Origin of the sequence: Flammeovirga pacifica, assembly GCF_000807855.2 — a bacterium.
GTDB lineage: Bacteria > Bacteroidota > Bacteroidia > Cytophagales > Flammeovirgaceae > Flammeovirga > Flammeovirga pacifica.
Genome location: NZ_JRYR02000001.1, coordinates 3230054 through 3248122, shown reverse-complemented (window position 1 = coordinate 3248122; position 18069 = coordinate 3230054). Strand labels below are relative to the sequence as shown.

Below are 18069 nucleotides of genomic sequence, written 5' to 3'. Positions count from 1 at the left end.
ATATAAAACTGATACTACCATCTCATATTTCAAATAATAATGACAGTTACTAACAGCGATCAAAGATATGAAATTGTCAAAAGCCTTATCGATCAAAAAGATTGGGAAGTACTAAGCGAAGTACTCGAAAAACTACCTACCATAGAGATTGTAGAAATTCTAGAGAAAATAGAAGAAGAAAATCAACTGATTGTATTCTCTTTATTTTCTAAAAAGGAAAAAGCACAAATCTTTGGCGAATTATCTGCTGATACTCAATATTTTTTCTTTCAGCAATTGGATAAAAGAGCTTTTTCAAAAGTGTTTCAGGACATGCGTTCTGACGAGAGGGCCGATTTTTATCAAGATTTATCAGTACAAGAACAATCGGCATTATTGCCTTACTTAAATAAACAGGTAAGGAGTAATGTTTTGGAGTTGAGTGGCTACGAAGCAGATTCAGCGGGTGGTATCATGACCACAGATTTTGCAACTGTTCGTAACTGGATGACCGTTAGACAAGCTGTTGATAAAATAAAAATAGATTCTCCTGGAAAGAAAATGATCTACTATGTATATGTAGTAGATAACGAAAAAACATTACTTGGTTTCGTTACATTAAAAGATCTTATTCTTGCTGAATTGGAAGATAAAATTGAAGATTTAATTCATGTTGATTTTGTAGCGTCTCAGGTAGATGATGATAGAGAAAATGTGGCGAAGATGATTGAAAAATACAATTTAGTAGCCCTACCTATTATCAACATAGAAAGGAAATTAGTAGGTATTGTTCGACATGATGATGCAATTGATGTCATCGTACAAGAACAAACAGAAGATATGGAACGCCTGATGGGTATACAACCCAGTGATGAGGCTGATGAGGACGAAAGTTATTTAGATTTATCCGTTTTCAAACACTTTAAGAAAAGGGTAATTTGGTTGGTCTCTTTAGCGGTGATAGGAATGGTTTCAGGTTTGATTATCCACCATTTTGAATCAGCATTAGATCAAATGGTTATTTTGGCTTTATACATGCCCATGTTAGCTGATACAGGAGGAAATGCAGGATCACAAGCATCTACAGTAGTTATTCGAGCTTTATCATTAGGAGAAGTAAAGTCGAAAGATTGGTGGTTAATTACTTTTAAAGAGATGAGGATATCATTATTATTAGCGGTCTGCTTATCAGCAATAGCTTTTGTAAAAGTGTCTTTACTATCTTTTGACACTGTTTTACCAGGCCATCTTACATTACCTTTTGTTGCTTTTGTTATATCCCTAGCGCTAGCATTGCAAGTAGTTAGTTCTACTTTGATAGGAGCAGGACTTCCTCTAATAGTAAGAAAATTTGGAGGTGATCCAGCTGTTGTAGCTAGTCCTGCCATTACCACAATTGTTGATGTAACAGGCTTATTAATTTACTTTAGTTTAGCTACTGTATTTTTAATACAATGATGATTACGATTTTTCATTTTTAGAAACATGTATGGTAAAATCAATAGAAATTTGATCTTTGACTTTTACCATACCCATCATTTTTTGAGGAGGGTCTAACTGATAATCTAAAATTGAAAATTGACCTATGCCGGTGAGTTCATATTTTTCGGTGGATACTTTATGAATTTTAGCTTTGAACTTTTGAGGGTTACTCAATTTACCAATTTTTAAAATCAGATGAATGTAGGCCTGTTTTTTATCGGATATATCTTTTTCAAGACCTGTAAACTGTATGTATATAGAAGGATTGTGTTTATAATCTAAAAGCTCTCTAAATTCTTTCGTCATAAGTTTAATACCACAGTCAAACTTTAATACATCCAAGCTCATTTCATCATGAATAATCTTTTGAAAATGATCATTCACCCTTTTTAGTTTAAAACTAGAATGTAATGGTTCATCTGGAACATAATCACAATCAAAAGAATTGATGTTGGTTTTTCCTAAAATAGATATAGGTTTAATATCAAAGTTGATAAAATAGGTGTCATCTTCAACATTAGTTTGTGCAGATATTTTAGTAGTCAGAATAATACAGGTGAATAGAATTATTCTTTTAAATAATAATTGATACATTTTGTGGATAATCTGAGTAGTGTTTTTTTAGCTGTTTGTCATCTGATAATTTCAATTAACAAAATATCGGTCAAATTGCCATAATTGGTTAAGAAACCTTTTGAAAATTGAGGATTTGACAATGATTTTTCATTTCAGTGCCTACTTCTAATTTGGACTCGGATCTAATCAAACATTAGTTTGCTTGTTCATAGCTAACGGTGTAAAAATCAAACCTAATAAAGCTTTTCAATGCTAGTGGTCAATATTTGTCTCTTATCAACTTTTTTTTATAAATGAGTTAGTACAATAAGAGTTTTGTACTGTATTATAGACTTTATCGTTTAGAAAACTTAACAAATATTCTTTAAAATTAGTAGATAAAATAAGGTTCCCCTAACTTGCGAAAAATAACTATTGGACCATGTTTGGAATGTTATTTTTTTAGTAATTTTTCCAAACCTAATTTATACCTAAAATTTTTTATAATGATGTACTATCTAATGCTCGAAATTTTTATTTTCGGGTATATTTTAATTGTTCTCGAACACAATATACACATTAACAAAGCCGCAACAGCCCTTATTATGGGTGCTGGTCTTTGGGCACTTTATGCGATTGGTGCTGATGATATTCTTCAACTAGGATTTAGTGAATCTTGGAAAGCATGGGTAGAAGGTGGTAATGAAACAAGTCATGAAGGCATTGTACAGTTTATTGTACATCATGAACTCACCGAGCATCTCTCCGAAATTGCATCAATTGTATTCTTCTTAATGGGGGCAATGACTATTGTCGAAGTGATTGATGAATACCAAGGATTCCGAATTATTACCAATAAGATTAAAGTGACTCAAAAGTCGAAACTATTGGTAATTATGTCTTTACTTACTTTCTTTTTATCAGCTGCCCTAGATAACTTGACAACAACAATTGTAATTGTTGCAGTATTGGCAAAACTGATTAAAGATGATGAAACACGTTGGTATTTTGCCAGTATGGTTGTCATTTCTGCTAATGCAGGAGGAGCGTGGTCTCCAATCGGTGACGTAACGACTATTATGTTGTGGATTGGTGGTCAAATTACCGCTTTAAAAATTATAGAAGAGATTTTCATGCCGTCATTGGTAGCTATGGTTTTGCCTATGATAGTTTTAGCCATGAAACTAAAAGGTGAAATTGATCCTCCAGAAATGCATGAGGATGAGAAAACGGCCTTTATTTCTTTGCGTGATAGAATTATTGTTTTGGTAATGGGTATTTTAGCCTTATTGGCAGTGCCTGTAATTAAATCTTATACACACCTTCCTCCATTTATTGGAATGTTATTAGGATTGGGTGTAATGTGGTTTATGACTGATTTTAAATTACACAGCAAAACTGCAGCCGATAGGCGTATGCTAAATGTAGGACGAATCTTAAAAAAGATTGATATGCCTACCGTATTATTCTTAATGGGTATTTTATTAGGTGTAGGAGCTTTAAGTAGTGCTGGTCACTTAAATGTACTAGCCGGATTTATGCAAGAACATTTTACAGATATATATTTACAAAATACATTAATTGGAGTTTTATCTGCTATTGTTGATAACGTTCCTATTGTTGCAGCATTTATGGGAATGTACCCAATTGCAGAAGCAGGTGCTACAGGTGAGATGGCTAATTTTGTAGTTGATGGAAAATTCTGGGAAATGCTAGCTTATTGTTCAGGAACCGGCGGTAGTATTCTTATTATCGGATCTGCAGCAGGTGTTGCTGCAATGGGGATGGAACGTATTTCATTTACTTGGTACTTAAAAAATATCGCTTGGATAGCAGCAATTGGTTACCTTGGTGGTGTAGCTTTATTCTACTTAGAAATGTATTTTATGTAAAATAGTAGTAGACTATTCTACAAAAAATTAGGCTGCTGTTTACAATAGGTAAATGGCAGCCTATTTTTTTTATTTTTTCTCTTGTGGATATCTAATTTCTTTCAAAGAGAAGCCTATTTAAAATTGTATTCCAAATAATGTTATCAACAAATATGACTTATTCTCTATTACTTTTTACTTGATTATGTTGTTGAAATCAATAAGTTATTCACAATTCATGTTGATAACTTATTTTTATTCGAAAAATAAAGATTTTGATACACAATCATCAAAATTATGTTTAAATTCCATTAAAGAATACTTATTCACAAGACTTACTGCACATGAAACGATTGTTGATAATCCCATTAATTAGCTTAATAACAATAAGTTGTCACTCTAAAAAAGAACAACAAAAAAAGGGAACTGTTGATAACTTAACAGAAGGGATTTTTCCTAAAACTATTGACCATACTATTGAAACATCATCAGGTATGGTATTCACATTGACTGAAGAAAAACTTAGTCACAGTGTGAGTAACATTTTAATTCAAGGCGTCAATTTCCCGAACTCTATGGAAATCATTTCAACAAATGAAACAGACCCCATAGAACAGTTTAATGTAATGGATTTAAATGATGATGGTTTTGAAGAAGTTTATATCACCCAAAGATCAGCTGGCTCTGGAAGTTATGCCAAAATTATCGGAGTCACTTCGATGAGTGATAATAGCTACGGAGAAATTATTGTCCCTCCAATTACTGACCATGACGATCTATCGGTGGGATATATGGGACATGATGAAATTGAATTTGTAAAAAATAATATCATCAGAACTTATCCAATTTATAAGGATTCTGACTCTAATGCTAAACCTACAGGAGGGCAAAGAAAAGTGCAATATGAGTTAATAACAGGGGAAGCTGGGTATATTTTGAATCCATATGAATTGCAAATGTAAATTCAATCCAAATAACTTGTTAGGGTAAAAAAGTGGACTAATCAAAAAAAACTTACATAAAAAAAAGAACCCAACCGAATGCACCTCGGTTGGGTTTCTTTTTACTTCATATAACTTACATAATAGCTACTGAAGTAATATATTTTATTTTACTAACTAAATTATTTGTTCCACTTCATGTATGGATATTTAGCAGTCTCCGTTTGCTTGATTGTTTTGCCAGGAGTAACGTCTTGCGCTTCGTTTAGCGTTGTAACACCTGCCTTATTTTGAATGTGATATGCACCTTTACGGTTCTTTACTACCACATCTTCTTCATGCATAACGGCTAATTTTTTATCTTGTTGAGCAACTGTTGTTGTCTTATAACTTTTGCGAATATTTTTTTGAGGATTATCTGCATTTGCTGTAAAAGTAATACCTGCAATTAATAGAGCGATAGCAACGAGTTTCTTTTTCATAATGTTGATTTTTAAAGGTTTATGTTGTTTTGAATTACATCTATATATACTGATAAACCTTACATTACGTTACCCTATTTTAGCTAACAGAAGTTAATGTATTAACATTTCTGGAACTAATTTTAAAAATAACTAAATCAAACTCATTTTACGTTTTTGAGAGTATTTTAAACTGTGTGTTTTGTTATAATTGAGGTGAATTATTTTTGATAATTTTTCTATTTTTTACAACCTGATGAGCAGTAAACCATTTTTTCTAAGTTTTTCCCACGCTTCGCTTTCTAATAGATCTTCTTTTGGTAAACCTGTCTGTTCTTCAAAAGCTTCACAGATAGAAAGGAGAGAAGGATAGCTCTCTTCACTGTAGATACTTAAACCTTCAATATGTTCAGCAATAAAATCGGCCATGAATGCTGAAGTCTCAATGACCATGTCTTCTTTTTTATTGATAAAGATAAGTTCTCCCCAATCTTCTTCTTCATCAATTTCTACCATAGGAGTTTTGCCAAGCCATATCAAAGAGTATTTTAAAAGAGTATCATCAGATTTTTGATGTTCTCCTAAAGCATCTTCAATAAGAGTAGGATCTAGTGTCGTTGATGAAACTGAAAAGTCGAACCAGTTTTGAACAGGTAATTCCAGTTCTAAGCCGTGCATATAATTAAAAATAGATGTTTTTAGCCCTTGACTAAATCGATCGTGTTTGGCTCCGGTAGGATCGATATGTGGTAAATCATTCCAAGCAAAACCTTCAAATTCAAATGCTTCTTTTTCAACTTTATATTCTTCAGGATTTAATCCAACAGGTGCGTGGGCAGTCATGGCAAATTGATGCCAGAAACCAGAGTGAAGACACTTTTGTGCAAACATCTGTCTTACCACCTCTAAAGAATCGATAGTTTCTTGTGTATTCTGAGTAGGGAAACCATACATTAAGTAAGCATGCACCATAATATTAGCATCGCTAAATGCTTTAGTAACTTGAGCAGCTTGCTTGATGGTCACTCCTTTTTTCATCAGTTTTAATAAGCGGTCTGAGGCAACTTCTATTCCTCCAGACACAGCCACACAGCCAGAAGCAGAAAGTAATCGGCATAAATCTGCTGTAAATGTTTTTTCAAAACGGATATTTCCCCACCAAGTGATTTTTGTTCCTCTCTTGATCAGTTCTATGGCAATATCTCTTAAAGCCAAAGGAGGAGCAGCTTCATCTACAAAATGAAAACCTGTTTGTCCAGTTTCTTTTACAATTTGCTCAATTCGATCAACTATCAATTGCGCTGGGGCAGGGTCGTATCTTCCAATGTAGTCAAGTGATATATCACAGAAAGTACATTTTTTCCAATAACAGCCATGAGCGACTGTAAGTTTATTCCATCGGCCATCATTCCAAAGTCGATGCATAGGGTTGGCCACATCAATTACTGATAAATATTGATCTAGTAAAAGATCACTATAATCTGGCGTACCAACATTGGCGTGTGAAATTACATTTTGAACTTTTTGATTGATGTAGGTGACTTCCCCATCATCTGTAAGTTTGAAAGTACGTTGTAGCTGTACTTCATTCTTATCACCTTTAATAAATTGAAGTAGGTTCATGAGAGGCCCTTCTCCATCATCTAAAGTGATAAAATCTATATAGTTAAAGACTCTAGGATCTTTTAAGGTTCTTAGTTCGGTATTAGGATACCCTCCACCCATGGCTACTTTGATATGTGGGTAATGACTCTTTAAGTACTGACCACATTTTAACGCACCATACAAGTTACCAGGAAATGGAACAGTGAAGGCAACAAATTCGGGATTGAAAAGTTGAAGTTTCTCTTCAAAAATATCTAATAGCCATTGATCTAATATATGAGGGTCGCTTTCAATAGCTTCTTCGATAGGATTAAAGCTAGTGGCAGACATCGCAATTCTTTCAGCATATCTAGAGAAGCCAAAATCTTCTGTGATAGTCTCTATGATAAAATCACCTATATCTTCTAAATATAATGTACTTAGGTAACGTGCTTTATCATTGATACCCATAGTACCGAAAGTCCACTCTACATTTTCTACATTATTAAAACGAGAGGCTCTTGGTAGAAAATCATCCTGACAAATACTGTGTGCTAACGTATTGTCTTTATTTTGAAGAAATTGAACAACAGGTTGAATGGTCTCCAAATAGTCATCTTGAAGCATGAATATTCTTTGCACATTATCACTCGCCTCTTGAATAACATCTTCAGCTTGATCAAAAATTTGAGTTAAGCCATCTACACTAAAAATTTTGAGTACCAATTCTAACCCAAGGTCAATTTGATGTGCCTCAATGTTTTGTTCTCTCAAAAAACCTTTTAAATAAGCTGTAGCAGGATAAGGTGTATTGAGCTGCGTGAGTGGCGGTGTAACTAATAATGTCTTGATCATATGGAATGAAATATCTCTTTATCAAACAACAAATTTAGAGAGCAGTAGTTTGAGAAGATAATTTTTATTGTGAAAATATATTTATAGAAGGGCATCAGACATAAAAAAAGCACCAATAAATGGTGCTTTAAATCTTTTTTAGAAAGATATTTATTCTTCTATCAAACCATTATTAGTCTGATTTTTAGAAAGTTCTTCTTTTTCTTCTTTAAGACGCTCTACTACAGTTTTTTGGATTTCGGCTGCTTCTTCTACTCTATTTTTTAAATAGAAGTTATAGCTTTTATTGAATGCTGCAGAATCTACATTATTTTTTGTGTAAATGTTATCTTGTAAAGCAATGTATGCATTCATAGCTTCATCCTTAGGAAGGTGTTGCGTAGACACCGTAGCTTCTGCTTTATAAAGATCAATTAATACATTAATCACAATATCCTTAGATAGTAGATCAGCAGGTGCTTCAGCTTGTTGCTTAGGAGCACAACTTACTAGTATTAATCCTAATGCGAGTACATTTAATATTCTTTTCATAAAGGCAAAAATATCGAAAGACTAGTTAACTAAGAATCATATAATGTTAGTAGTATGTAAAAATGTGGTTAAATAGTGTTAAATGAGCATTTAAGTTGTACACAAAGATAAGGTTGAAGTAAATTTGGTAACTGGGAAAGTCTAAATTTTAATGAATGAAAGAATTACTGAAAAAGTTAAGGAAGTATGAAATTCGTATCCGCAAGGCGATCAACTCGCACATGCAGGGAGATTTTCATTCTGTATTCAAAGGTTCCGGCTTGGAGTTCGATGATGTACGCCTTTATCAGTATGGAGACGATATTAGACATATTGACTGGAATGTTAGTGCAAAAGGACATGGTACTTTTGTCAAAACGTTCAAAGAAGAAAAAGAACAAAACGTTTTCTTCGTGGTCGATGTGAGTGCATCTCAGGATATAGGTAAACCGACCAGAAAGAAAATAGATGTTACGAAAGAGATAGCAAGTGTATTGGCAATGTCTGCATTAAAGGAGGCAAGTTCAGTAGGACTTCTATGTTTTTCTGATGACAAAGAACGCTATGTAAAACCGAATAAAGGAAACAAGCATGCGTATCAGCTGATAGGGGAGTTATTCCGCTTGAAGCCAAAATCACCAAAGACAAATATCAATAAAGCTTTGGGGCAAACTTTATCTATGATCAAAAGAAAGAGTATTATTATTGTAATCTCCGATTTTGTAGATGAAAATTATGAACGTCATCTAAAAGCCTTATGTAGAAAGCACGATTTAGTGGTAATACATGTAGGTGATGATAGAGAAACTAGTTTTCCGAGAATTGGTATTGCTCCTTTATTTGATAAGGAAGCAGGCAAAACAATTTGGGTCAATACTTCCTCTAAACAGTTTAGAGAGAAATTGGATAAATTCTATGCACAAAATCGTTTAGAACTAAGCGATTTGGTAAGAAGAAATGGAGGTAATTATACCTTTATTAATGCACAAGAAGATTATGTACCTAAATTGGTCCAACTGTTTAAGGTAAGAAACAGCGGAAGAAAATAAACGAATCAAACGAGCATCAACGTGATGAAAAAATACATCAGCATATTTTTTACATTATTTATAGTTCTACCTTCAATGGTCTTTGCTCAAGAAGAAGAGCAAAATTTGCCTTATGGTAGGTTTATTAGAGATAGTGTCATGCTTGGAGAGGAAATTCAGTATACTTTAAGGTACGAACACTCTCCAGAAGAGGAGGTTTTATTTCCTGATTCCACTTTTAACTTTGAACCATTCGAGTTATTACATAAGAAGAACTTTAATACAAGAACGTTGGGTAATGTAAGTATAGACTGTGTGATATATAGTTTAGCTACCTACGAAATTGATTCTGTATATGAGTTAGGTTTACCTGTTTTAAGAAGAGGAAGCGAAAAAACAGATACCTTATACGCTTATTTAGACGGTGTTTTTCTTAAAGAAATGATTCCGGTTGTATCAGATACAACTACAGTAATTGTCGATGCTAATTTCCTAGATTTAAAGACTCAATTTAACACTCCTATGTTAGTTTTGATATTGGGCTTTTTACTTCTAGCAGTCATGGTATTTTATGCTGTATTTGGAAATAAATTCAGAGAAAATTGGAGAAAGAAGAAAATTCAGAAACATTACAATAACTTCAGATCACAATTTGATATTTACTTAGAAAAAGAGTTAGACAGTAAGACTACTGAAGAAGCAGTGGCTATTTGGAAAGCTTATTTATCTAAAGTATCTCATCAGGACATTCAACCTCTTACCTCTAAGGAAACGGGTAAAATTTTAAAATCTGATCAGTTAGAGAAGAAATTAAAAATATTGGATAGAGTTATTTATTCTGGGTTTGGAGGAGAAGAAGCAAAACCTGTTTTGAAATACCTCAATGAAATTGCCACAAAAGGCTATGCTTATGAAATGGTGAATAATCCTGATAAGCCACCTTTTGTTTTGGATATGACTGTTGAAGTTGAAGTTCAAGAAAAAAAATAGAAGATAAGGAGTAAGATTACTACAAGAAGTAATTATGTACGAAGATATATTATCATTACACTGGTTCAAGCCATCTACATTAGCCAATTTTGATTGGGAGCATTTCGATTATCTCTATCTCATTTTAGTTATACCCATTTTATTTTTACTAAGATGGTTATTACGTTATCGAGTTAGACAAAAGTTAGATGTAGCATTACCTGAAGGGAGACTTCAAGCAGATTGGAGTACGTTCCTAAGATTCATTCCACCATTTATGTTAAGCATTGGCTTAGCTTTAATGATTGTTGCTTTGGCTCGTCCTCAAAAAACCAATGAACAAGTAGAAAAGTGGTCAGAAGGTATCGACATTATGTTGATATTGGATATTTCACACTCCATGAAAATTGAGGATTTTGTTCCGAACAGAATGGAGGCCGCTAAAAAAGTAGCTACAAAATTTATTGATGGCAGGGTACAAGACAGAATAGGTTTAGTTATTTTCTCTGGAGAAGCGATTTCTTATGCACCTCTAACCACAGATTACACTCTTCTTAAAGACTTAGTGACTGATATTGATTTTAATATGATCAAGAAAAACGGTACTGCAATTGGTCTTGCCTTAGGGGTTGCTATTAACCGAATGAGAGAATCAACGGCTAAATCAAAAGTAGCTATTTTATTATCTGACGGTGAAAATACTGCAGGTAGTATCGACCCTAAAACCGCCGCAGAATTAGCCTATGGATATGGAGTGAAAGTCTATACTATTGGAGTAGGAAAAGAAGGAAGAGTACCTTATGGTACAGATATGTTTGGCGTTCCAAAATATATTGAACAACATTTGGACGAGACTGCTTTAAGAGATATTGCCAGAATTGGTAAAGGGAAATATTTTAGAGCTACCAATAATAAAGCATTAGCAAAAATCTTTGATCAAATTGATAATTATGAAAAAGCGGAGATCAAAGAGACAAGATATAAGGATACTAAAGATTATTATCAGGTGTATTTGATTTATGGAATGATTTTTTTCCTAATTTGGATGGCATTAAAAAGTACATTCTTAACTAACGCTTTAGAAGATTAATCCTCAGTAATTTAAATGGAGAATAGACGCTGGCACCTTATATTTGGTTTTACCATCTTATTTATCACTTATGGTATTGTACTACTTAATATTCAAGTATTAAGTAGTGAATATAAGACCATGTCTGAAGCTAACATCGTAGATCGTATTGTCGAATATCCTTTGCGAGGGATGATTTATGATAGAAATGGTAAATTATTAGCGTCTAATGCGGCTGTTTTTGATGTGATGGTTATTCCTAAGTATTTCAAACTAGCAGAGGAAGACTCTCTAGAATTGGCCAATATGTTGGATTATACTATAGAAGAACTTAGATATAATATTAAAAAGGCTAGAACTTTCTCTTGGTTTAAACCATCCATTCTAAAAAAACAATTAAACCAAGAAGATTACGCTAAAGTACAGGATAAAATTATTCGATTTAAAGGTATCGAAATTCAAGCAAGAACCATTCGTTCTTACCCTCATCAAAGTTTAGCCAATGCACTTGGTTACGTAAAAGAAGTTTCGGGATCATTTCTTAAAAAAGATACAACAAGTTATTACAAGAGTGGTGACCTTATTGGTATTACTGGAGTAGAGAAATTTTACGAAAAAGAATTGAGAGGGCAACGTGGTGTAAGCTATGTAATGAAGAATGTAAAAGGGGTGGTTAAAGGTCCTTATGAAAATGGTAAGCTAGATACTATTCCAAGAGTTGGTACAACACTTACTTCTTCTATAGACATAGAATTACAGAAATACGGAGAGCAGTTGATGGTCAATAAAGTAGGGTCTATAGTAGCCCTCGACCCAAGTACAGGAGAAATATTAGCCATGATCTCTGCACCTTCATATGACCCAAATGAATTAACAGGTGAAGGTAAAAGAGTTTCTAAAAATTACAGTAAGTTATCAAGAAATAAATATACGCCATTAATTAATAGAGCCATGCAGTCGAGGTATCCTCCGGGATCGACCTTTAAAACTGTTATGGCGATGATAGGCCTTCAAAATGGAGAAGTAGATACTTTATCCACTTATTTTGCTTGTAATAAAAGGTTAGTAGGTTGTCATAATCACCCTACTCCTCTAAATGTAAAAGGATCAATAGTTAATTCTTGTAACCCATGGTATTACCAAGAGATTAGAAGGTTACTAGATGATGAAGGGAAAAGATATGAGACTTCTGATCGTTTAAGAGAAACACTTAACACTTGGAGAGAAGAAGTTAAAGGATATGGTTTTGGTGTAAAGCTAGGTGTAGATATGCCGTATGAAAAAAGCGGTCTAGTACCTAGTTCAAAATTATATGATAGAATATACAAAGGCGGAGGATGGAAAATTAGTACCATTCATTCTATTAGTATTGGGCAGGGCGAAGTTTTGGCTATGCCGATACAATTGGCTAATCTAGGAGCAATCATCGCTAATAGAGGCTATTATTACCCCCCTCACATTATTAAAGATGTTGGAGGCGAAGGTCCAATAGAAGATTTTAAAGAAAAGCATACCGTAAATGTTAAACCAGAATACGTAGATCACATTGCTAGGGCAATGGCTGATGTACCTCGAATTGGTACTGCACAAAGAGCATTTAGTAAAGATCTTGTTGTATGTGGTAAAACAGGTACTGCACAGAACCCACATGGTGAAGATCACTCTATTTTCATGGGATTTGCACCACTTCACAAACCTAAAATAGCGATAGCAGTTTATGTTGAAAACGCTGGATTTGGCGGTACATGGGCAGCTCCAATTGCATCATTAATGATGGAGAAATATGTAAATGGTGAAGTAAAAAGAGGCTACCTAGAAAAGTATATCTACAATGGTGATTTAATTGCTAAAGAAGAAGCAAGAAAAGAGCGTGAACGAAAACTCAAAGAACTAAGAGAGAAGAACAAAGCTAGATATAAAGAGATTCAGGCACGCAAAGCAAAACAAGATTCTATCAAGGTGACTACCTCAGATTCGGAGTGAATTTTATAATTTAACGAGCTTACCAGAAATTTTTAATAATGCAACACGATTAATAATCAAGAAGTATTGATTATTTAATAATCTTATGGATGACTCTAAATAACTATTTTGAATTTGTCTGAACTCAAATGATGAAATCATACCACTATCCATTTGTTGTCTTGATAAGTTTAGGTTTAATTTTGCAGCCTCAAGACTTTTTGTGCTTAATTTTACTTTTTCAATAGAATTATGATATTCCATAAAAAGTTTAGTAAATTTATTTTTTAAAAATAGTAAAGTCTTTTTAGATTCAGTATCAGCTACTTCTTTTTGAATAATTGCAGTTTGAATCAAACGATTATTTTTACCACCTGAAAAAATGGGAACTCTTAGGGTAACTCCGGCTGATGGACCGTAATTATATCCAATATTTGTTTCTTTTTGAAAACCTCCATCTACTTGTGGCATATCTGCTGTAAATCTATTGGTATTTGATGTAAAACTGATATCAGCTGTTAGAGTAGGTACTTTTGTATTTCTTTGTTGTTGAATTTGATTTTCACGAAGTTGAGATATAACCAGTTGTCTTTTTATATTGGAATTATTTTTTAGCATTTCATCCAATAAATCTTCAAAATTTAACATAGGGGATGGTACATTTAGTTTGTCTTTAAGATCATAAGTAGTATGAATATTATCATTGTTCATATAATAATTTAAATCCTGAATAGCAGTTTTCCATTGGACTTTTTGATCGATATATCTTGTTGAATCAGTATAAAAATTTGTTTCATCACGAATCATTTCAAATTTACTTCCTGCACCAAGTTTATTTTGCAATTTTGACAGTTTCCACTTTTCTTTTGATGATTGTAAAATTTCTTGAATAGTTTTTAATTTTTCTTTTTCAAATTGAGCTAGATAATAAGCTTGTATAAGTGCTTCTACTTGATTCTCCATTGTAGCTAAAAGCTCCCATTCAGATTGTTTCACTTGAGAAGATAATTGATCTTTTTTTAGAGAAACATTAAAGCCATTAAATAGGATCCATTGACCAGATATCCCTGAATTAAATACAGCATTATTTGTAAAACCACCTAAAGCAAAAGGGGAGGCGGGATTGTTGTATTGATATTGATTAGAACCACCTAATTGAAGTTGTATATCTGGATATCTTCCAGCATTTCCCCAAGTATTATTTTGTTCTGCATTCTCAAGAGAAAGTTGATCTATTTGTATATCGTAGTTTTTGACTAATGTAAATTGTATTGCATCATTTAACGATAATACTGTAGTCTGAGAAAAGCAGATTTGGGTATATAGCCCCAAAAATAGAATAGTTAGTTGCTTGGTTTTCATGTTTAAGATACGATTTGTCCATCCTTAATATGTATAATTTTATCTGCGAAATTGGCAATTTCGACATCATGGGTAATCATTACGATGGTTTTTTCCATTTGATGTATCTCTTTTATTAATTGCATAATTTCATGAGAAGTTTTAGAATCTAATGCACCCGTAGGTTCATCAGCAAAAAGAATAGAAGGGTTGGTGACGATTGCTCTTGCGATAGCTACTCTTTGTTTTTGCCCGCCAGATAACTCATTTGGTTTTTGGTTTAGTTTATCCCCCAATCCTACTTTTTGTAAGGCTTCTATAGCTAACTTAGATCTTTCTTTTTGAGGAATTCTTTTGTAATAAAGTGCAAGTTCTACATTCTTTATTACTGATTTTGTAGGTATCAAATGAAAAGATTGAAAGACGAAACCCATATTTTTATTTCTGAATAAAGCTCTTTCTGTTTCATTTAATGAATTACACACTTGTTTGTTAATGATCAATTCACCTTTATCGAAATAATCTAATAAGCCGATCAAATTTAAAAGAGTAGATTTTCCAGAACCTGAGGACCCCATTAAAGCAATAAATTCTCCTTTTTGAACATTCAAAGAAACGTTTTTTAAAACATTGGTAGTGGTATTATTCGTAAGGTACGATTTATAGATATTGGAAATTTGTATCATATTTTTAGTAATGAATTTTTTGTTAAGCCTTTAGTGATTTCTATTTCGGTACCATTTGAAATGCCTATTTCCACATATTTTTTTTCTTTATTCCCCTCGTTATTTAAATAGACATAAGATTTTTCTTTCTGATCAAAATGTAAAAGTTCTTCTTTGATAGCAAGCACACTATCTGTTTCTTCAATCAAAATATTAGCAATAGCAGAATAGCCAGAACGAATAACTAAATGTTTATTTTGCTCGTATTGAATTAATGCTTCGATTTCGAATTTTGAGATGCCATTCACTTGCTTACCTTTTGGAGATATATAACTTAAAATAGCATTAAATGACTGATTTCCAGTTGCATTTATTAGCACAGGGAAATGCATATTGGGCTTGAGAAACTGAATATCATTTTCAGGAACCATACCTTTAAACAACATTTTGTTCATATCGGCTACGGTTGCAATTGTACTTCCTTCGTTAAAAGTATTGGTTTCTATAACATAACTTCCTTCTTTAAAAGGGGTAGATAAAACGATACCCGATATGGTAGAGAAGACTTGATTAGAAATTTGTTTTTCACCAGAGATATGGCCTTTTTCGATCAATTGAATTTTTCTTTTGATAGAATTTAATTCTTGATAAAGGTTTTGTGCTTCATTTTTAATTTTTTGATAAGCACTTAAAGAAATTCCTCCGGCGTCAAATAATTTTTTATTTCGCTCTAATTCTAGTTTTGCGAGTTGGTAATTTTCCTTTACAATTAGCATTTTATTTTCCGCATCTTCCAAAGAAAGAGGGTCTACAATTACTTTTAATGTTGCTATTAAGTCACCTTTACGTACATAATCGCCAGGACGAACATATAATTGATGAATTACACCAGAAATCTGTGGTTTTAGATGTATTTCTTTCACAGGTTCTATATGCCCTGAAATTTTCTTCTCTTTCTTTATAATAGTGTAATAAGGGTGTACCCCTTTATTTTTTAACCGATCTTCTTTTTGTTGTTCTTTAAACGCAAATGCAGAAAATACAGCGATAATAATAATAAATAAAACAAAATAAGTGCTTTTCATAGTCGTTTAGTTTTCTTCGTTTAATGCATAGACAACAGTTAGATTCATTGCTTTTTTAGCCGGAATCAACCCAGCGATAATACCAGAAAAAATCAGTAAAATAAAAGCAGTGAAGATAACGAGAATATTAATTTCAAGTTGTTCAATAAACATCTTATCTTCTAATGTTCTGAGCAAATAGTTGATTAACTCAATTGAAAAGACTCCTAATAAAATACCGAAAGCACCAGAGATAAATGTAAGAATAGTAGATTCGGTAATAATCATAATTAACAATTCTTTTGGAGTAGCTCCCAAAGCTTTTCTTATTCCTAATTCTTTGGTGCGTTCTTTAATTCCCATAACCATCATATTACTAATACTAATCATTCCACTTAATAATAGACATATACCTACACTCCATAAAAAGCCATTGATATAGTTAAATAATGAGTCAAATGACTTTTTCTGTTCTTTAGCTTCTAAAAGGTAAATAGCAGAATTATCTTTTGGATCAAAACCGAGTGACTCTGAGAGAAAGGGTTTAAATTTCTTCTTAATAAATTCATTTGTCTTTTCGTTTAATACAAAACCAAATGAACTATACGTCTCATTTTTTTCAAAATGATGATGATAACTATCCAAAGGAATGAAAATACTTCGATTTTCAGATTGAGAAAAAAGGTGATTGTTTTCCAGTTCGCCCACTATTGTAAAAGGAATATTATCGATATATATCGTTTTTTCTAAAGCACTTTCCTTATGAAACAATACTTCTTGTTGATGTTGACCAATGATACAAACATTCCTGTGTTCTTTTAGATCTAAAAGATTAAAGTGTCTACCATTTTTTAATGGAACTTTCTTTAGTTCAAAAAAAGCATTATTGACTCCTTTCAAAACACTTTGGACCTCATTTCTATAATATGTAGTACGAAGGTGACCTTGGTATTTTATGTCTAAAGCAATCTGATCTATTTCCTTAAATTTCTTTTGTACATTATCTAAAAAAATAGGATCAAAATCAATCCGTTCCCCTTCAACTTTTCCTTTATACACTTTTGATGTCTCTCCTCCATAAACCCATACAGTATTTTGAGCATACCCCGAAAAAATATTTTGAATACCATTATACAAACCTTCTCCACCTCCTAAGAGTAAGATAAGGATAAAAAGCCCCCATGATACCCCAAGACCCGTAGTAATATTACGAGCCTTGTGAGTAAATAGGTTTTCCATAGCCTCTTGTATAAATGATAAAAACATTAGGAATAATCTATTTTACAGTGGATGAGTTATTTAAAGAAGTATGTGAAGACATCTTTATTGGGATAGTCATTTCTTGTCCTTGTGCTTTGATTATATTCTTACCGTCTATTTGTTGATTAACATTCGCAGAAATTATCCATCCAGTTTTCGCATCAAGTACCAAAGTAGAAGTCATATCACCACTTCCCTCAAAACGAGTAGGCATACCATTAATAGTTGCAAATTCTTTATTGTTTGGATCGGTAGTAATTTTTGAGACTCCATTCACTGTAATTTGCACGTCGTTAATTTCTTGAACTGTAAATTCTCGAACTAAATTTGCAGATATACCACCTTTTAAAGTTGATGATATCGTCCATTTTGATTTTTTCTTTATTGGTTGATCCGAGTAGATGTAAGCAGTCGGCAAACCCGCACTTGTCTACACCAACTATTTAACAGGCAGTAGTTCCTCTAGTTTATTG

Annotated in this window: 16 protein-coding genes; 7 read left to right on the top strand and 9 right to left on the bottom strand. The window is 32.8% G+C overall.

Annotated elements, in window-relative coordinates; genetic code table 11:
* Positions 1–39: 39 nt before the first annotated feature.
* Positions 40–1437 carry a magnesium transporter gene (gene mgtE, locus NH26_RS12670; protein ID WP_044225880.1) on the top strand — a complete coding sequence of 466 codons (1398 nt, stop codon included), beginning with the start codon at positions 40–42 and terminating at the stop codon, positions 1435–1437.
* 3 nt (positions 1438–1440) lie between these two features.
* Here the strand turns inward: mgtE and NH26_RS12665 are convergent, their stop codons facing one another.
* Positions 1441–2055, bottom strand: a complete 615-nt coding sequence (locus NH26_RS12665) for a hypothetical protein (protein ID WP_044225883.1) — start codon at positions 2053–2055, stop codon at positions 1441–1443.
* Between the two features lie 482 nt (positions 2056–2537).
* Between NH26_RS12665 and nhaD the strand changes: the two genes are divergently transcribed.
* The gene (gene nhaD / locus NH26_RS12660) at positions 2538–3908 is read left to right on the top strand and encodes a sodium:proton antiporter NhaD (protein ID WP_242427326.1); all 1371 of its coding nucleotides are present in this window, start codon (positions 2538–2540) and stop codon (positions 3906–3908) included.
* Positions 3909–4231: 323 nt separating this feature from the next.
* Complete coding sequence (locus NH26_RS12655) at positions 4232–4849, top strand: hypothetical protein (protein WP_052432125.1); 618 nt, start codon at positions 4232–4234, stop codon at positions 4847–4849.
* 161 nt (positions 4850–5010) lie between these two features.
* Here the strand turns inward: NH26_RS12655 and NH26_RS12650 are convergent, their stop codons facing one another.
* From NH26_RS12650 to NH26_RS12640, 3 genes are all read right to left on the bottom strand, one after another.
* Positions 5011–5310, bottom strand: a complete 300-nt coding sequence (locus tag NH26_RS12650; RefSeq protein ID WP_044225886.1) for a hypothetical protein — start codon at positions 5308–5310, stop codon at positions 5011–5013.
* 225 nt (positions 5311–5535) lie between these two features.
* Positions 5536–7728, bottom strand: coding sequence for a B12-binding domain-containing radical SAM protein (locus NH26_RS12645; protein WP_044225889.1), 2193 nt, complete (start codon positions 7726–7728; stop codon positions 5536–5538).
* Positions 7729–7878: 150 nt separating this feature from the next.
* Positions 7879–8259, bottom strand: a complete 381-nt coding sequence (locus NH26_RS12640; protein WP_044225892.1) for a DUF4296 domain-containing protein — start codon at positions 8257–8259, stop codon at positions 7879–7881.
* Positions 8260–8414: 155 nt separating this feature from the next.
* Between NH26_RS12640 and NH26_RS12635 the strand changes: the two genes are divergently transcribed.
* Genes NH26_RS12635 through mrdA form a run of 4 tightly spaced genes read left to right on the top strand, consistent with a single transcriptional unit; the run spans position 8415 to position 13287 of the window.
* Complete coding sequence (locus NH26_RS12635; protein WP_044225895.1) at positions 8415–9287, top strand: DUF58 domain-containing protein; 873 nt, start codon at positions 8415–8417, stop codon at positions 9285–9287.
* 24 nt (positions 9288–9311) lie between these two features.
* Positions 9312–10256 carry a hypothetical protein gene (locus NH26_RS12630; protein ID WP_139263042.1) on the top strand — a complete coding sequence of 315 codons (945 nt, stop codon included), beginning with the start codon at positions 9312–9314 and terminating at the stop codon, positions 10254–10256.
* Positions 10257–10290: 34 nt separating this feature from the next.
* Positions 10291–11325, top strand: a complete 1035-nt coding sequence (locus tag NH26_RS12625; protein WP_044225901.1) for a vWA domain-containing protein — start codon at positions 10291–10293, stop codon at positions 11323–11325.
* A gap of 15 nt (positions 11326–11340) precedes the next feature.
* Positions 11341–13287: a penicillin-binding protein 2 gene (gene mrdA, locus NH26_RS12620; RefSeq protein ID WP_044225904.1), complete on the top strand. Its 1947-nt coding sequence runs from the start codon at positions 11341–11343 to the stop codon at positions 13285–13287.
* Between the two features lie 3 nt (positions 13288–13290).
* Here mrdA and NH26_RS12615 read toward each other — a convergent pair whose 3' ends face one another.
* From NH26_RS12615 to NH26_RS12595, 5 genes are read right to left on the bottom strand one after another with little or no spacing between them, the layout of a single operon-like run.
* Positions 13291–14628 (bottom strand): TolC family protein, encoded by a 1338-nt coding sequence (locus NH26_RS12615; protein WP_044225907.1) that lies wholly within the window; start codon positions 14626–14628, stop codon positions 13291–13293.
* Between the two features lie 2 nt (positions 14629–14630).
* Complete coding sequence (locus tag NH26_RS12610; protein WP_044225910.1) at positions 14631–15293, bottom strand: ABC transporter ATP-binding protein; 663 nt, start codon at positions 15291–15293, stop codon at positions 14631–14633.
* A complete protein-coding gene (locus NH26_RS12605; protein ID WP_044225913.1) occupies positions 15290–16357 on the bottom strand; it encodes an efflux RND transporter periplasmic adaptor subunit in 1068 nt (355 codons plus the stop codon). Before NH26_RS12605 ends, NH26_RS12610 begins: the two co-directional genes overlap by 4 nt.
* A 6-nt stretch (positions 16358–16363) precedes the next feature.
* Positions 16364–17575 (bottom strand): ABC transporter permease, encoded by a 1212-nt coding sequence (locus NH26_RS12600; protein ID WP_158021937.1) that lies wholly within the window; start codon positions 17573–17575, stop codon positions 16364–16366.
* Positions 17576–17612: 37 nt separating this feature from the next.
* Positions 17613–18014 carry a DUF6263 family protein gene (locus NH26_RS12595; RefSeq protein WP_044225918.1) on the bottom strand — a complete coding sequence of 134 codons (402 nt, stop codon included), beginning with the start codon at positions 18012–18014 and terminating at the stop codon, positions 17613–17615.
* Positions 18015–18069: the final 55 nt, after the last annotated feature.

Coding starts and splice junctions, on each gene's coding strand:
- mgtE (WP_044225880.1), top strand. CDS start 40: ATGACAGTTACTAACAGCGATCAAAGATATGAAATTGTCAAAAGCCTT.
- NH26_RS12665 (WP_044225883.1), bottom strand. CDS start 2,055: ATGTATCAATTATTATTTAAAAGAATAATTCTATTCACCTGTATTATT.
- nhaD (WP_242427326.1), top strand. CDS start 2,538: ATGCTCGAAATTTTTATTTTCGGGTATATTTTAATTGTTCTCGAACAC.
- NH26_RS12655 (WP_052432125.1), top strand. CDS start 4,232: ATGAAACGATTGTTGATAATCCCATTAATTAGCTTAATAACAATAAGT.
- NH26_RS12650 (WP_044225886.1), bottom strand. CDS start 5,310: ATGAAAAAGAAACTCGTTGCTATCGCTCTATTAATTGCAGGTATTACT.
- NH26_RS12645 (WP_044225889.1), bottom strand. CDS start 7,728: ATGATCAAGACATTATTAGTTACACCGCCACTCACGCAGCTCAATACA.
- NH26_RS12640 (WP_044225892.1), bottom strand. CDS start 8,259: ATGAAAAGAATATTAAATGTACTCGCATTAGGATTAATACTAGTAAGT.
- NH26_RS12635 (WP_044225895.1), top strand. CDS start 8,415: ATGAAAGAATTACTGAAAAAGTTAAGGAAGTATGAAATTCGTATCCGC.
- NH26_RS12630 (WP_139263042.1), top strand. CDS start 9,312: ATGAAAAAATACATCAGCATATTTTTTACATTATTTATAGTTCTACCT.
- NH26_RS12625 (WP_044225901.1), top strand. CDS start 10,291: ATGTACGAAGATATATTATCATTACACTGGTTCAAGCCATCTACATTA.
- mrdA (WP_044225904.1), top strand. CDS start 11,341: ATGGAGAATAGACGCTGGCACCTTATATTTGGTTTTACCATCTTATTT.
- NH26_RS12615 (WP_044225907.1), bottom strand. CDS start 14,628: ATGAAAACCAAGCAACTAACTATTCTATTTTTGGGGCTATATACCCAA.
- NH26_RS12610 (WP_044225910.1), bottom strand. CDS start 15,293: ATGATACAAATTTCCAATATCTATAAATCGTACCTTACGAATAATACC.
- NH26_RS12605 (WP_044225913.1), bottom strand. CDS start 16,357: ATGAAAAGCACTTATTTTGTTTTATTTATTATTATTATCGCTGTATTT.
- NH26_RS12600 (WP_158021937.1), bottom strand. CDS start 17,575: ATGGAAAACCTATTTACTCACAAGGCTCGTAATATTACTACGGGTCTT.